Below are 15,670 nucleotides of genomic sequence, written 5' to 3'. Positions count from 1 at the left end.
AGGACCGGAGACCCGACATGACCAGCCGAAGAGCCTTTCTTGGAACCGCCGCGACCGCCATCGGCACGATGCCCTTTGCCGGCACCGCCATGGCGCAGGCCGACACCGGGTCCGAGGCGACCGCCGGAGTCGCCTCGGACGCCGTATCTCCCCCGTCGGGCTACGGCGCCTCGACGGCCAGCTCCCACATCGACGTCATCAGCCTGCCGAGGCTCAGGGAGCCGTTCCGCGAGGCCATCCCGGAGGCAGGCTACGTCTTCGTCACCGGCGCCAAGGGGGACGAATGGACCCTGCGCGAGAACCGTCGGGCGATGGAGGATTTCCGCATCATGACCCACCGGCTGACCGGCGTCAGCTCCGGCGATGTGGACCTCTCCGTGGAGATCCTGGGCGAGCGGATGCCGTTCCCGTTCTTCGTGGCCCCGATGGGCGCGCACCGCATGACCCACGAGGAGGGCGAGGTCGCCACCGCGCGCGGCGCGGGCATGGCTGGCGCGCTCTACTGCTCGTCGGGCGCCTCCAACCGGACGCTCGAGGAGATCGCGGAGGCGACCACGGGCTCGAAGTGGTTCCAGCTCTATTTCAACCGGGACGAGGACGTGACCCGGTCGCTGCTCCGGCGCGCGAAGGCCGCTGGCTACTCCGCCATCGTGCTGACGGCCGACGCGCTCGGGCCGGGCACGCCCGACGATTTCCTCGCCATGGGCATGCCGTTCCGTTCCGACATGACCTTCGGCAACCACGACCCCGCCAAGGGCGGCAGCGGCGATTTCTTCGCGCAGAAGGTCGATCTGACGCCGGAGGATATCAAGCTGATCAAGGACGAGACCGGCCTGCCGGTGATCGTCAAGGGCATCCTGCGCCCCGAGGATGTCGATCCGATCATCGCCGGCGGCGCGGACGCGATCCAGGTCTCGAACCATGGCGGGCGCCAGATCGATGGCGTTCCCGGCGCGATCAGCGCGCTGCCGCTGGTGGCGCGCGCCGTGAACGGCCGCGTGCCGGTCATCATGGACAGCGGCATCCGGCGCGGCATCGACGTGATCCGCGCGCTGTCGATGGGCGCCGACTGCGTCGCGGTCGGCCGGCCGGTGATGTACGGTCTGGGCCTTGGCGGCGCACCGGGCGTGCAGTCGGTGCTCGAGGCGCTGGCCTCCGAGCTGCGCTCCGACATGCTGCTGACGGGTGCGCGGTCGGTGGCCGATCTCGACCCGTCCTATATCTCCGTCACCGGCCCCAGCGCCACGATGCAGGAAGGCTGAGCGATGCTTCGCAAGATCACCCTGACCGCGGCGCTTCTGGGCACCGCCCTGCCCGCCGCGGCCTTCACCCATACCGGGGAGGAGGTCGACCCGTCGATCTTCGAAGGCCGCGAGATCCTGCCCGACCCATGGATCGACGATTGCGACGTGGAGCGCAGCCTCGTGCCCATCGAGGGCAAGGAGAACCTCTTCCGGCACACCAATGCGACCTTCCCATCGACCCATTCGGGGCTGGTGCTGATACAGGACGAGGGAGCGCTGGTCATCGACGCGGGCAACCACTGCGCGGCCGAATGGCTGCGCGACGAGATCCGGGAGCGTTTCGACAGGGAGATCACGCTCGCCATCCTGACCCACGCACATTTCGACCACCTTGCGGGATCGACCGTCTACGCAGACGCGGGCGCCGAGATCATCGCCCAGCGAAACGCCTTCGAACCGATCATCGGCGAGAAGATGCCCGTCGCCGACCCGACCATCACCTTCGACGAGGAGATGACAGTCACCTTCGGCGACCACGAGATCCTGCTCCACCATGAGCCGGCGGGCAATCACTCCAACAGCATGATCCAGGTCTATTTTCCCGAGTTGAGTGCGATGCAGTGCACGGATGTCTGCCAATCGCAGACATATCCCTACATGGACTTCCTCGACTTCTACTATCCCGGATGGATCGAGACGCTGGACTGGGTGATCGAGAAGGACCCGGACGTGATCGACGTGGGCCACTACGCACCGGCCACCACCGAGGACCAGGTCGCGTTGCGCGACTACATGACCGACCTGCACGACCAGGTGCTCGCGCTCTCGCGCGAGGGGATGATCTGGGACCAGCTCTATCGCAACGTCGACGCCGCGAGCGTGTACAAGGACGACTGGTTCGGCTACGAGCTCATGCGCTTCGCCAACATCCAAGGCATGTTCCGCTGGGTCGACAACCATCGGCGCGGTCTCTGGTAGGATCCGCCGCGGGGCAAACGGGTCGGTCCGGAGCCCCGTGGGCGCGGGCCTCGTTCGGGAAAAGGGACGTGTGTGGTGCCCGTTACCGCGTCCGGCTGTTTTCCATTGGCCTGCGCCGTCGCGGCACGTTCGGACCTGTTTCGCTTGAGTCTCATCGCATGACAGGCCGGGGCCCGACCTCGGTGGAACGGTCCCGAGACATCTTCGTCGACTCCCCGGATCGCCGCTATGGTGGCTTGTCGCCGAGTAGCCGAGAGCCAGCTGTCACACGCCCATCCGGTTGGTGTCATGTAGGCGAGTGACCGCGCTTGATCGGATGCCGCCGGCGATCGGCCGGTGGGCGCAATTCGGGTCGATGGACGCCTTTCAACCCAGATGAACGGTATGGGCTTTCGCCTTTCCGATCCCCTCCATACGCCGCTCCCTGCGGACATCGAGCCCGAATTCGACGAATACGCCCTGCATGTCGAGAAACGCCTTGGCCGCCGGCGAGGACGTGTCGATCGGCTACTCCGTCGCGCGCAGGGCACCGGCGTTCGGAAAATCCGCTTCCGCAGGGGCGGCGGCGTGTTTCGTCCGCTCTACGTCACGCTGATGGCGGATGCGGCGATGGTATTCCACGCGTTGGCGAGGAAGACGCAGAACACCCCGAAGCGGGACCTCGTTTCGGGGTGGTCAGACCGGCTGTAGGCTCTTCGGTCCCTGGCTAAACGCTGGTCGAGGACGCGATCGCGCCGGCCGGGACGCGACGGAGGGAACCCTTTGCTGCCGGCGCCGTTGAGACGGTTAATCCTCTGCGATGAACAGCGCGCCGGCGCGCTCGGGAGCCTCACCCATGTCCGCGACTACCACCACCTCGCCCGGCGCAAGGCAGACCTTTTCGTGGTTCATGTTCGGCCTGATGTCGAGCGTCACCTTCGTCGGCATCCTGTCCGAACTGGTGCCCTCGGGCATCCTGCCGCAGATGGCCGCCAGCCTTGCCATCGACGAGGGCGACGTGGGGTTCCTCGTCGGCGTCTATGCTCTGGCCTCCGCCGTCTTCGCGATTCCGCTCGTCAGCGCGACGCTGGCCGTCAACCGCAAGCTGCTGTTGCAGATCCTGCTCGCGGGGTTCGCGATATCGAACATCGTGGTCGCCTTTGCATCCTCCTATTACCTCATCGTCGCCAGCCGGATCCTCGGCGGTATCTGCGCGGGCGTGATGTGGCCGATGATCGCGGCCTATGGCACGCGCCTCGTCCCCGAACACCTCCACGGCCGGGCGATCACCGTCATCATGGCCGGCAACACGCTGGGCATCAGCATCGGCCTGCCCGTCATGACGACGATCGGCGTGACCTTCGGCTGGCGATCGGCCTTCGTTGTGCTGGGGCTTATCGTCGTGGCGATCGGCGTGCTGGTGCAGTTCTTCCTGCCCTCCGTCGACGGCGAACGGATGAGCAAGACCAACTCTCCGCTCGCCATCATCCGCATGCCCACGATCCTGATCGTGCTCCTGCTCACGTTCCTGTCGGTCGTCGCCCATTACGGCATCTACACCTACATCACGCTGCTGGTGGCGCGGTTGGACCTGCCCGGCGGCATCGGGCTGGCGCTGCTCATCTTCGGCATCGGCTCCGTGATCTCGGTGGTGCTGTCGGCGCGCTACATCGACGCCTACCTTCGACCGCTCATCGTCACGGCGCTGGCCGCGGGCGGCGCGGCGATGGCGCTGTTTTTGGCCTTTCCTTCCAGCACCACGGTCTCGATCGCGGGCTTCCTGCTCTGGGGCCTCGCCTTCGGGCCGCTGGTCACGATGTACCAGACTGCCGTCAGCCGGCAGATCGACGAAGCCAAGGACGTCGCCACCTCGGTCCAGTCGAGCGTGTTCAACCTCTCGATCATGGTCGGCACCTGGATCGGCGGGATGCTCCTCGACGGGCTTCTAGGGTCGTCCGACGTCACGGGCATCGTCTGGCTGTCGCTCGGCTGCTTCGTCCTCGCCACCATCGTCGCCTTCCTGTCGAGACGGACCCTGCGCCCGGCCTGAGCCACCGTCCGTTCCTCGACCCTGCCCCTCTTTCCGACCTGCAAAGGAGACCTTCCATGAAAAAGTTCACCAACGCCCGCATCTACGGCCGCCACGACGAGACGAACGAGATCCTCGTCGATGACGGCCTCATCAAGGAGATCGGCGCGAGCCTGGCAGAGGCCGATGAGACCATCGACCTCAAGGGCCGCCTCGTGGTGCCTCCCTACGTCGATCCGCATCTCCATCTCGACTATGTCTACACCGGCAGCGGGCCGGGCGCGGCGAACGAGAGCGGGACGCTGTTCGAAGGCATCGCCCGCTGGCATGACGTCAAGAAGAGCCAGACCAAGGAGGACGCCCGTGAGCGCGCCCTCAGGGGCATCCGCGAGGAGATGTCCCACGGCGTCCAGTTCATTCGCACACATATCGACGTCTGCGACCCGGAGCTGACCGGGTTGAAGGCCATGCTGGAGCTGCGCGAGGAGCTTGCCGACAAGGTCACGATCCAGATCGTCGCCTTCCCGCAGGAGGGGATGTACGCCTATGAGGGCGGCGACGAGATGGTTGAGGAGGGCCTCAGGATGGGCGCGGATTGCGTCGGTTCCATCCCGCATTTCGAATGGGCCTACGAGATCGGTCAGAAATCCGTCCACCGCACGATCGAGCTGGCGATGAAGCACGACAAGCTGATCGACGTGCATTGCGACGAGACCGACGACCCGCAGAGCCGGCACGTGCAGCTTCTCAATGCGCTGGTGATGAAGGAAGGCCTCGGAACCCGGACCGCGGCGAGCCATACCTGTTCGTTCGGGTCCGCCGACGATGCCTATGCGTTCCGCATGATGGGCCTCTTCGAGAAATCGGGGATGAACTTCATCTCGCTGCCGACCGAAAACGCCTATCTGCAAGGCCGTCAGGACAGCTACCCGAAGCGCCGCGGCCTGACCCGCGTCAAGGAATTCTGGGAAAGCGGCATCAACGTCTGCTTCGGACAGGATTCGATCAACGACCCGTGGTATCCGGTGGGCAACGGCAACCTGATGAACATCCTCGACAACGGCATCCACCTTGCCCAGACGATGTCCATGGATCAGCTCGACCGCTGCCTCGACCTCATCACCCATAACGGTGCGAAAACGATGAATGTCGAAGACGCCTACGGGGTCGAGACGGGCAAGCCCGCGAACTTCCTCGTGCTCGACGCCGAGACCCCCTTCGAGGCGGTGCGCACGCGCGCCGGTGTCCTCGCCTCCATCCGGCGGGGCGAGTACCTCTTCAAGCGCCCGGACCCGAGTTTCGAGATCGACCTCGACCTGTAACCGGCGAGCGCCGCAACATGTCCTGACCCCCCGCGCATCGCGAGGGGCTGTTCCCGACCAGTCGACCAAAGGAGCATCCAATGAAAGACCATGTCGTTATCGTCACCGGGGGTGCAGCGGGCATCGGCGGGGCCATCACCGTCGAACTCGTTCGGCGGGGGGCGCATGTCCTTGCCGTCGATCTGGATGCGGATGCGGGCCGGGAGATTTCCGCCGCGGACCCGGAACGGATCGCATTCATGGAGGGCGATATCTCGAAAGAGGCCGTGGCGCGGGAGGCCGTGCAGATGGCGGTATCGCGGTTCGGCAAGCTGACCGGCCTCGTCAACAACGCGCATGCCTCGCGGCAAAAGCCGCTGCTCGAACATACGGCCAGGGACTGGGCCCTGTCTTTCGACACGGGGTTCTGGGGAACGCTGAACTTCATGAAGGCGGCACACCCCGAACTGGCGCGGACCGGGGGCGCCATCGTCAACTTCGGCTCCGGCGCGGCGCTGAACGGGCAACCGAACCAGGCCGCCTATGCCGCCGCCAAGGAGGCGATCCGCGGCCTGAGCCGCGTGGCGGCCAACGAATGGGCAGAGGACGGCATCCGCGTCAACGTCGTCTGCCCGCTCGCGCTGACGGAAGGTGTGGCCAAATGGAAGGAGGCGCATCCAGACCAATATGAAGAGGTCGCGGCCAAGGTCCCCCTCGGCCGGTTGGGCGACCCGCAAGAGGACATCGCGCCGGTCGTCGCGTTCCTTTTGGGCAAAGACAGCCGCTACATGACCGGGCAGACGGTGATGGCCGATGGCGGCGGAACGATGTTGCGATAGGCTTCGGGCTGTCGGCGTACCGCGATAGGGCGATTCAAGCGTGCCGCACGGGTTGGCGACGGCGTTCCGAAACGGGACCAGGACTGGGTATGGCCGCCGATGGAATGCCTAAGATCAACCGCGTCGGCCGTAGGCACCGCCGCATCGAAAATGGCTGCCGGTCCGCAGAAGGCGGAGGCCCGGAGCTATCCGGTTGACTGCGCGACTCCGCTGTATTCGTGCGGCGTCCGACCCGCATCGGTCCCCAGCGCCCGCGCCGTGACGGGCTGATCCGACGGATCACCCAAGCCGGTCGATCCGCCGCTGCAAATCTGGCGGGGCCCCATGGGAGCGTCCTTCGAGGCGGACCCGGCCAGTTCCCCCCTGAGCATCTGGGACGCCCTTATGGATGGCATCGAGATTCCGATCCGATCCTGCCCAAGCGCACCACTCCCATGCGACGATCCCACGTTCGCGCCGCAGGCTGCCGTTTTTCGTCATGCGAGCGGCGGTACTGCGATGCCCTTACCGGAAGGATGCAGCCTTCAGCGCGCTCAGGACTACATCGACCGGGACGGACCGGCCGACATCGACATCAGCGTGCCCGAGTTCAGCGTTGTCCAGTCGAGCCGGGTCTACATGATCCTCGGTCATCAGTGTAAGAGCGGCAACGACGGTAACGAGGCGTGCAACCGCACGTCCACTGTCCGCCTCTCGGAAACCATCGTCTGCAAAACGACTACCGTTGGTCGACCTGCTCCATGGCCGCCTTGCCGACGGCGTACGGCGTCCCTTCCGATGGGGCGACGATTGCCCCGGTATCTCGATGCGGGCCGTCTGCGCGGACTGCCGCGACTACGCGGGCAATTACGGTTTGGAACGGGTCGTTTACTGACGCGCAGCACGGGCGGGACCCGTGAATCACTGCTCCGCTCCCCTGGCCCGCAGAACAAAATTCTCGACGGTCCATAAAGGATCGAACGAGAGAGCAAACCCCCGGAGAAGCGACCCCCGATTAGACGTGACCCAGGCGAGGGGGAAATGGAACAGGAACTGGCGCCCATACATGCCGGCTGGTCAAGGACCGGTTCCAAAGCTCCCCGACATGGCAGGCAAGAGAAAACACCATCTGTGCGACCGGATGTATCATGTCCGCCGACGCCTCACCCACAAGAGCAAGGACGAACCGATGGTACCAGACGAGACCCTCCCGACCCTTTTGCAGGGCCACCACCGCTCCATCGTCGAACCGATTTTCCGCGAAGCCGGAAGCCATATCGGGCCAGGGGCGTCGATCATGATGGCGCTGCTGCACATGATCGGGCACAGCGCGCCGGAAAACCGGACGCGGCCGGACCGCAAGCCGATCTGTTCCGAGCCTCAGGACGTGACGGCCGCCGGCTCTGGCGACAGGGGCCGAGACCCCTACGACACCGAACGGCTGAACCGCAGCGAACGCCGCGTGATGGCGGACGGCCATCGCTCGCTTCCGGGCGGATGCGACATCGTCTCCAGCCACCTCATCGTCACGGTGCCCGACCTCCTCCATCTCGTCGATCAACTCCGTGAGGGGCGTCGCACCGGGCGAACCCTCCGCAATCGGCGCGACAGCTTCCGCAGGATCGTCCTGCGGCACGTCCGAGACGTAGGAGACATGCCCCGTCCGCGCATCGAGGCCGCCGCCATCGGGACATGGCCGCGCGCGAAGCCTCGAATTCATGGGCGACGCTGCGCTGGAAGCCCATGTCGAGATAGCGAAGAGGCCGGGCGTGACGGCTGCCGGACATCGCGCAAAGGGGTCGGGTTTTCCCTGCTTGACGCCTCGTCACCTGCCGCCCACCATGGGACAACTCCGATATTCCGAGGGGAGGGGTCGCCATGCAGCGCCATTTCGTTGCCTTCTATCGCGGACGCGGCACCCTGGCCGACCGTATCGTGCAGTATGCCACGCGGTCGCCGTTTTCGCATTGCGAGTTGATCCGGGCCGCCACGCCGCCGCGTCTGGGCGAGGTGGCGACCTGCCTGTCGGCCTCCGGGCGGGATGGGGGCGTACGGATCAAGGACATCGAGCTCACGCCCGACAAGTGGTGCATCTACGAGGTGACATGGGCGCCGCGCGGGACCTGGGAGCGGGCGGAGGCGCGGCTGGGGGAGCCCTATGAGCTGTGGTCCATGGTCCTGTCGCAGCTGTTCAACTTCCGGCGGCAGGCGCGGGGACGGTGGTTCTGTTCGGAACTCGTGGCCCATGCCCTGCGGCTCGACATGCCGCATTTCTATGCACCGGGCGACCTGCTGCGCGCGATCCGGGACCACACCGACACCTGGAACGACGCGCGGGCGTCCTTCGCGGACGGGGAGCCCGACGGCCTGATCGGCTGATCACGCCAGATGACGATGCGCCTCCTCGCCCACGATGCGGGCGATCAAGGCGCAGTCGTCCGCGTCGAAGGTCAGCGGCACGCGCATGTCCAGGAGGCCGGCGAGGACAGCATCCGAGCGGGGCAGGCTCTGGGACGCGACGTATTCCCAGTGGCGGTGGGCCGAGGTGAAGCCTTGGGCTGCGGGCGCGCCGAACCATTTCCATTCGACCCCCCGCGCGGCGCAGGCGGCGGTGAAGACGGGTACGCGGGCGGGGTCCGCCGCGATGGCCTGGATGGACGATCCGACGAAGCCTTCGGCTGCGGGGCGGTCGATCACACGCAGGCCCGGCCGGTTGCGGAACCCATCCTCCAGCACCCGGTAGAGGGCGTTCCAGCGGTCCACCTGCCGCGGCAGGTCGGCGAGTTGCGGACGCAGGATGGCGGCGCGCAATTCGTCCATCCGCCCCGATACGTTGGGCATCTGACCCCGATGGCGGGCGAAGACGGCGTCGTCCGGCGCGGTGCCGTGGCGGGCGTAGAGCATGTAGCTGCCCGAGAGCAGGATCATCCGCGCGGCGAGGTCGGCGTCGTCGGTGACGATCAGCCCGCCCTCGCCCGAGTTGACGTGCTTGTAGGTCTGCGTGGAATAGCAGCCGATGCGCCCGAAGCGGCCCGAGGGCGTACCGTCCCAATGGGCGCCCATGGTATGCGCGCAATCCTCGACCACGGCGATGCCGTGCCGGTCGCAGATTTCCATGAGCCGTCCCATGTCGACGATATGGCCGCGCATGTGGCTGAGCATCAGGACCGTGGCGCGATCCGCCTTGGCGGCGAGGTCGTCGAGGTCGATCACCAGATCTTCGGTCACTTCGACCAGCACGGGGCGTGCGCCCACGGCGGCGATGGCGCCGGGCACGGGGGCGAGCGTCCAGCCGTTCGTCAGCACCGGGTCGCCCGGCCCCACACCGAGAGCGCGCAGGGCGCAGCCCATGGCATAGCCGCCCGAGGCCACGGCGAGGGCGTGGGGGGCGCCGGTCAGGGCGGCGAACTCCTCCTCGAGGAGCGCGGCCTGCGAGGGGTCGGCGCCGTATCGGTGCAGCGCGCCCGAGCGCAGGACGGCGACGGCGGCGTCGATCGCGGCCTCGGGGATGGGTTCCTGCCGGATGAAGGGCTTGGTGAAACGGTCCATCCCGCCAGCTAGGGCCGGCGGGACGGGTGCGTCAATCGTGGATGTCGCTCAGAGGTTGGCGTCGATCGTGCAGTTCGCCAGTTCGATCTTCACGTCATCGCCGCCGCCGCTCATGCGCAGCGCGCATTCGGTGGCCGAGGAGAAGGCGCCCGTCATCGGCGCGTCGGCCCCTTCGGGGATCAGCCCGTGCTCATAGAAGGCAACGGCCGCGGCGACCTGGCCGTCCGCAAGCTCCCAGATGTCCATGATGCGGAGTTCGAGCGTGTAATCCTCGACCGTATTCATTCCGCCGTTCTGCGGCCCGCCCATTCCCCTGGAGGCGAAGGCCTGAAGGTCCTCGCCTTTCATCGAGCCGGTGAAGGTCATGGAGGGACCCTTGGAACTGACGAATTCGCCCGACATGTAGATCGGCGCCTCGTCGGCGACGTGTTCGGCCATCCACGACTGGATGCCCTGCCAGTTGCCGTTGGCGACGGCCTCCTGTGCCTGCTCCGACAGGGGTTCGAGAAAGGCGCGGGCGTCGTCGGCGGACAGGGCGCCGTCCTGCGCGAGAGCGGGGCTTGCGCTCAGGGCGAGCGCGGCGAGCAAGGCGATGTTCTTCATGGGGAAAATCCTCCGGGTTTGCAGGTCGAGACAGCCCAATGCGGAACCCGGGGGGGAAGGTTCCCAGCACAGTTCAGAGACCTACGACGTGAAGCGCCGCTTCCAGTTCGGCGTAGTCGTGGAGGAGGGCATCGGGTCGCAGGTCGGCCACGGACCCGCCTGCCGGCGCGAAGGTCACGAGGACACAGGGCACCTTCGCGGCCGTTGCAGTCTCGCGGTCGGTTTCCGTATCGCCGATCATGACGCTGCGCGACAGGTCGCCCCCCGCGCGACGGATGCTTTCCACCAGATGTTCGGGGTGCGGCTTGCGGACGGCGAGCGTGTCGGCGCCCACGAGGCTGTCGAAGAGGTCGGTGGCACCGAGCTCCGCCATCAGGCGCACGGCCAGCTCCTCGGGCTTGTTGGTGCAGATGCCGACGGCATCCCCCCGGTCCCGCAGGCGCCGCACCGCGTCCACCGCGCCCGGATAGAAGACCGTGTGCCGCGCGATGTCGCGCCCGTACGCGTCGAGAAGGGGGGCATAGCCGGCGTCGACCTCATCATCGTCGACCGGACCCACGCGCGAAAACCCGAGCCGCAGCATGGCGCGGCCGCCGCGGAGCGCCACGGCCCGGTCCTCCGCCGCGCCGGGGTCGAGGCGGATGTCATGGCCCAGATGGGCGAAGGCCGCGTTGGCGGCGGCCAGCAGATCGCCGGCGGTATCGCAGAGCGTTCCGTCCAGATCGAAGATCACGCATCGTTTCATCGGGGTCATCTCCTGTTGGGGTCGGGGTTGCGGCAATACATGGGACGGGTAGAACGGCGGGCAACCAAGCGAAAGGCCCCACATGCCCACAGCATTGATCGTCCTGGCCGCGGGACAGGGCAGCCGGATGCAGTCCGACCTGCCCAAGGTGCTGCACCGCGTGGCCCATGCGCCCCTGCTGATCCATGCGCTGCGCGGCGCGGAAGGCCTGTCGCCAGAGCGCACCGTAATCGTCGCGGGTCATGGCGGCGACGCGGTGGAGGCCGCGGCGCGCGACCATGACGAGGGGCTGGTCGTGGTGCGGCAGGAGGAACAGCTCGGCACCGGGCACGCGGTCCTTCGGGCGCGGGCCGCGCTGGAGGGGTTTTCGGGCGACGTGATCGTGCTCTACGGCGATACGCCCTTCATCCGGGCGGAAACGCTGGAGGCGATGCTGGACGCCCGTCGGAACGGCGCGGACATCGTGGTGCTTGGGTTCGAAGCGGAGGATCCCGGCCGCTATGGCCGCCTCGTCGTCGAGGGCGACCGGCTGGACCGCATCGTCGAGGCGCGGGACGCCACTGCCGAAGAACTCGGGGTGCGCCTGTGCAATTCGGGGGTGATGTGCGCCGATGCCGGTCTGATGTTCGACCTCCTGGACCGGGTGGGTCGCGACAATGCGGCGGGCGAATACTACCTGACCGACCTGCCCGGCCTCGCGCGCGCGGACGGGCTGACCACCCGCGTCGTCACCTGCCCCGAGGCCGAGACCATGGGCGTGAACACCCGCACCGACCTCGCCATGGCCGAGGCCGCGTTCCAGGCGGCCACGCGGCTCGAGGTGATGGCCACCGGCGCCACGCTGACCGCGCCCGACACGGTGTTCTTCGCCCATGACACCGCCATCGGCCGCGACGTGACGATCGAACCGCATGTGATCTTCGGCCCCGGCGTCACCGTCGAATCCGGCGCCACGATCCGCGCCTTCAGCCATCTGGAGGGCTGCCACGTCAGCGACGCCTGCGTGATCGGCCCCTATGCCCGCCTGCGGCCCGGCGCGGAACTCGACCGCGGAGTCCGCGTCGGCAACTTCGTCGAGGTCAAGGCCGCCACCGTGCAGGAGGGCGCCAAGATCAACCACCTGTCCTATGTGGGTGACGCAGAGGTAGGCGCGGGCGCCAATATCGGCGCGGGGACCATCACCTGCAACTATGACGGCGTGTTCAAGCACCGCACCGTGATCGGTGCGGGGGCCTTCATCGGCTCGAACACCGCGCTGGTGGCGCCGGTGACGGTGGGGGCGGGCGCGATGACCGGGTCGGGCAGCGTGGTGACGATGGACGTGCCCGACGGTGCGCTGGCATTGGGTCGGGCGAAACAGGTCAACAAGGACGGCTTTGCCGCCCGCCTGATGGCGCGGCTGCGGGCGGCCCGGGCAAGGAAGACGAACTGATGTGCGGGATCATTGGAATACTGGGCGACCATCAGGCGGCACCCATCATGGTCGACGCGCTGCGCCGGCTGGAATACCGCGGCTATGACAGCGCGGGCATCGCCACGATCGACGGCGGCGTGCTGGACCGGCGGCGCGCGGTGGGCAAGCTGGTGAACCTGGCGGACCTTCTGGTGACGGACCCGCTGCCGGGGTTCGCGGGAATCGGCCACACCCGCTGGGCCACCCACGGCGTGCCCAGCGTCGCCAATGCCCATCCGCAGAAGGCGGGCCGCGTCGCCGTCGTCCACAACGGCATCATCGAGAACTTCCGCGAACTGCGCGCCGAACTGGGCGGCGAGTGGGAGAGCGAGACCGATACGGAAACCGTCGCGCGCCTTTGCGAGGGGTTCCTCGACTGCGGGATGGACCCGAAGGAGGCAGCCTTCGCCACCATCGACCGGCTGCGCGGGGCCTATGCGCTGTGCTTCCTGTTCGACGGGGAGCCGGACCTGCTGATCGCGGCGCGGGCGGGGTCGCCGCTCGCCATCGGGCATGGGGAGGGCCAGATGTACGTCGGCTCCGACGCCATCGCGCTCGGGCCGCTGACCGACCGGCTGACCTATCTGGAGGAGGGCGACCGCGCCGTCGTCACCCGTGCGGGCGCGCAGGTCTTCGACGCCGAGGGGCGGCAGACCCACCGCGAGATGCGCCGCATCCGGATCGACGCCGCCCGGATCGAGAAGGCCGGCCACCGGCACTTCATGGCCAAGGAAATCCACGAGCAGCCCCAGACCCTGTCCGACGTGATCGCGGCCTATGTCGACGGCGACCGCATCGCGCCGCCGGTAGCTTATGATTTCGCCGCCACCGACCGCATCCAGATGGTCGCCTGCGGCACCGCGCATATCGCCTGCCAGGTCGCGAAATACTGGTTCGAGCAGTTGGCCCGGCTGCCGGTCGAGGTCGATATCGCCTCCGAGTACCGCTACCGCGAAGGGCCGGTGGGCGCCGAGACCACCGCCCTGTTCGTCAGCCAGTCGGGCGAGACGGCGGACACGCTGGCCGCGCTGCGCTATGCCAAGGGAAAGGCGCGGGCGGTCGTGTCGGTGGTGAACGTGGCCGAATCCTCCATCGCGCGCGACAGCGACGTGGCCTTTCCGATCCTTGCCGGGGTCGAGATCGGCGTGGCCTCGACCAAGGCCTTCGTGAACCAGCTGGGCGTCCTGCTGGCGCTGGCCATCCATGCGGCGCGGCAGCGGGGCGAGATCGACGCCGCGCGCGAGGCGGACCTGGTCGCGACGTTCCGCCTGCTGCCGGGCATCCTGGCGCAGGCGCTGGCGACCGAGCCGCGTGCGGAGGAACTGGCCGCGCGGCTGGCGGAGGCGTCGGACATCCTGTTCCTAGGGCGCGGCACGATGTATCCGATGGCGCATGAAGGGGCGCTGAAGCTCAAGGAAATCAGTTATATCCATGCCGAGGCCTATGCCTCGGGCGAGTTGAAGCACGGGCCGATCGCGCTGGTGGACCGGACGCTGCCGGTGGTGGTCTTCGCGCCCATGGACGCGCTTTTCGAGAAGACCGTGTCGAACATGCAGGAGGTCATGGCGCGGGAGGGACAGGTGCTGCTCGTCACCGACGCGGACGGGGCCGCGCAGGCCTCCGACGGGGTGTGGGAAGTGCTGGTGATGCCCCGCGTCGATCCGGTCTTCGCCCCGCTGGTCTATGCGGTGCCGGCGCAATTGCTGGCCTATCATACCGCCGTCCACAAGGGCACCGATGTGGACCAGCCGCGCAACCTGGCGAAATCGGTGACGGTCGAGTGAGCGCGGAGGTGCCGCTGGCCGATGCGGCGCCCGACGACCTGCTGGCGCGGTTGCAGGCCGTGGGCGACGAGGCGCGCGCCGCGAAGCAGCGGGCCGCGAACCGCACCGCGCGCGAGACATGGGGCGTGGCGCCGGACGATCTGAACACGCTGGCCGCGGACCTGCGGCAGGCGGTGACCGTGGACCGCCGCGTCCTGCTGGCCGATGCGCTCTGGCGGACGGAGGTTTTCGATGCGCGGATGCTGGCGTGCAAGGTTCTGACGCAGGCGCGCATCCGGTCCGACCACGGGGCTTGGGACCTGCTCTCGCGCTGGGTGTTCCACTTCGACTGCCGCGCCATCGCCGACGCGGGGGCGGCCGCGATCCAGCGACGGCTCATGGCCGATCTCGCGCGGCTCGATGCGGCGGAGGACTGGACGCGGGCGGCCAACGTCTGGACCAGGCGCACCGCCCTTGCGGCGACGGTCCCGCTGGCGCGCGCCGTCCATCCGTCGGCGGGGGACCTGGCCGCGCGGGAGCGCGTGTCGGGCTGGGTCGCCGCCATGGCCGACGATCCGCGCCCGGTCATCCGTCAGGCGGTGGACGGCTGGCTGCGCGACCTGGCCCGGCGCGATCCGGAGCGGGCGGCGGCATTGCGCGGGAGCGGCTGAGCCGCGCCCTACATCCGGTGATGCGCGGCCCAGCGGGAGTAGGGGTTGTCGTCGCTGGCCGTGTCGGGCGTCATCCGTTCGATCCTGGCCCAGTCCTGCGCGCCGAAGGGGGCCGACAGGTCTTCGGCGGCCTCGGCGCTGGACAGGCCGTAGGGTTCGCCGTCGGCGTTGGAATAGGCGTAGACGACGCGGGAAATGCCGGCCAGTCGCATCGCCGCCATGCACATCGGACACGGCTGGCCGCTGGCATAGACGGTGCAGCCGTCGAGACGCGGCGTCCCCAGTTCGCGCCCGGCGGCGCGCAGCGCCATCAGTTCGGCATGGGCCGTCGGATCGTGATCGAGGTGGATGGTGTTGGCGGCTCGGGCGACGACCTTGCCGTCGCGGGTCAGCACGGCGCCGAAGGGGCGCCCGCCCTCGTCGATGTTGCGAAGGGCGATGGCGATGGCCTCGTCCATGTGGGTGCGGTCGTCGGTCATGAGTGCCGTCCTTTCCGGAAGCGTTCGCGTCACCCCATGTCCTAGCTTCCCGCGCCCG

14 protein-coding genes are annotated in these 15,670 nt (G+C 67.9%); 10 read left to right on the top strand and 4 right to left on the bottom strand.

Features of this window, described 5'->3' with window-relative positions; translation table 11 throughout:
• Positions 1-17: 17 nt before the first annotated feature.
• The 7 genes from JAN5088_RS11445 (at position 18) to JAN5088_RS11415 (ending at position 8,728) form a co-directional block, all read left to right on the top strand.
• Entirely contained in the window at positions 18-1,262 is a 1,245-nt protein-coding gene (locus tag JAN5088_RS11445; RefSeq protein ID WP_055682940.1) for an alpha-hydroxy-acid oxidizing protein, read from the top strand.
• A gap of 3 nt (positions 1,263-1,265) precedes the next feature.
• Complete coding sequence (locus tag JAN5088_RS11440) at positions 1,266-2,222, top strand: MBL fold metallo-hydrolase (RefSeq protein WP_055682939.1); 957 nt, start codon at positions 1,266-1,268, stop codon at positions 2,220-2,222.
• Between the two features lie 384 nt (positions 2,223-2,606).
• On the top strand, positions 2,607-2,912 hold the full coding sequence (locus tag JAN5088_RS11435; protein ID WP_055682938.1) for a type II toxin-antitoxin system RelE/ParE family toxin: 306 nt from the start codon (positions 2,607-2,609) through the stop codon (positions 2,910-2,912).
• 145 nt (positions 2,913-3,057) lie between these two features.
• Positions 3,058-4,251 (top strand): MFS transporter, encoded by a 1,194-nt coding sequence (locus tag JAN5088_RS11430; RefSeq protein WP_055682937.1) that lies wholly within the window; start codon positions 3,058-3,060, stop codon positions 4,249-4,251.
• A 56-nt stretch (positions 4,252-4,307) separates the two neighbouring features.
• The gene (locus tag JAN5088_RS11425) at positions 4,308-5,552 is read left to right on the top strand and encodes an amidohydrolase family protein (protein WP_055682936.1); all 1,245 of its coding nucleotides are present in this window, start codon (positions 4,308-4,310) and stop codon (positions 5,550-5,552) included.
• An 80-nt stretch (positions 5,553-5,632) separates the two neighbouring features.
• Positions 5,633-6,370: an SDR family NAD(P)-dependent oxidoreductase gene (locus JAN5088_RS11420; RefSeq protein WP_055682935.1), complete on the top strand. Its 738-nt coding sequence runs from the start codon at positions 5,633-5,635 to the stop codon at positions 6,368-6,370.
• Positions 6,371-8,227: 1,857 nt separating this feature from the next.
• Entirely contained in the window at positions 8,228-8,728 is a 501-nt protein-coding gene (locus JAN5088_RS11415) for a hypothetical protein (RefSeq protein WP_055682934.1), read from the top strand.
• Here the strand turns inward: JAN5088_RS11415 and JAN5088_RS11410 are convergent, their stop codons facing one another.
• The 3 genes from JAN5088_RS11410 to JAN5088_RS11400 form a co-directional block, all read right to left on the bottom strand.
• Positions 8,729-9,898 carry a DegT/DnrJ/EryC1/StrS family aminotransferase gene (locus tag JAN5088_RS11410; RefSeq protein WP_055682933.1) on the bottom strand — a complete coding sequence of 390 codons (1,170 nt, stop codon included), beginning with the start codon at positions 9,896-9,898 and terminating at the stop codon, positions 8,729-8,731.
• A gap of 48 nt (positions 9,899-9,946) precedes the next feature.
• Complete coding sequence (locus JAN5088_RS11405) at positions 9,947-10,501, bottom strand: hypothetical protein (RefSeq protein ID WP_055682932.1); 555 nt, start codon at positions 10,499-10,501, stop codon at positions 9,947-9,949.
• A 73-nt stretch (positions 10,502-10,574) separates the two neighbouring features.
• Positions 10,575-11,246, bottom strand: a complete 672-nt coding sequence (locus tag JAN5088_RS11400; RefSeq protein ID WP_306455472.1) for an HAD family hydrolase — start codon at positions 11,244-11,246, stop codon at positions 10,575-10,577.
• An 82-nt stretch (positions 11,247-11,328) separates the two neighbouring features.
• Here JAN5088_RS11400 and glmU point away from each other — a divergent pair, with 82 nt between their 5' ends.
• Genes glmU through JAN5088_RS11385 form a run of 3 tightly spaced genes read left to right on the top strand, consistent with a single transcriptional unit; the run spans position 11,329 to position 15,133 of the window.
• On the top strand, positions 11,329-12,678 hold the full coding sequence (gene glmU / locus JAN5088_RS11395) for a bifunctional UDP-N-acetylglucosamine diphosphorylase/glucosamine-1-phosphate N-acetyltransferase GlmU (RefSeq protein WP_055682930.1): 1,350 nt from the start codon (positions 11,329-11,331) through the stop codon (positions 12,676-12,678).
• Positions 12,678-14,483, top strand: a complete 1,806-nt coding sequence (gene glmS / locus JAN5088_RS11390) for a glutamine--fructose-6-phosphate transaminase (isomerizing) (protein ID WP_055682929.1) — start codon at positions 12,678-12,680, stop codon at positions 14,481-14,483. Before glmU ends, glmS begins: the two co-directional genes overlap by 1 nt.
• Entirely contained in the window at positions 14,480-15,133 is a 654-nt protein-coding gene (locus JAN5088_RS11385) for a DNA alkylation repair protein (protein WP_158448485.1), read from the top strand. Before glmS ends, JAN5088_RS11385 begins: the two co-directional genes overlap by 4 nt.
• 8 nt (positions 15,134-15,141) lie before the next feature.
• Here the strand turns inward: JAN5088_RS11385 and JAN5088_RS11380 are convergent, their stop codons facing one another.
• On the bottom strand, positions 15,142-15,612 hold the full coding sequence (locus JAN5088_RS11380; RefSeq protein ID WP_055682928.1) for a nucleoside deaminase: 471 nt from the start codon (positions 15,610-15,612) through the stop codon (positions 15,142-15,144).
• Positions 15,613-15,670 lie beyond the last annotated feature (58 nt).

This window comes from Jannaschia rubra (genome assembly GCF_001403735.1).
Classification (GTDB): domain Bacteria; phylum Pseudomonadota; class Alphaproteobacteria; order Rhodobacterales; family Rhodobacteraceae; genus Jannaschia; species Jannaschia rubra.
Note: the sequence above shows the minus strand (reverse complement) of the source record. Positions and strands in the feature narration are given on the sequence as shown.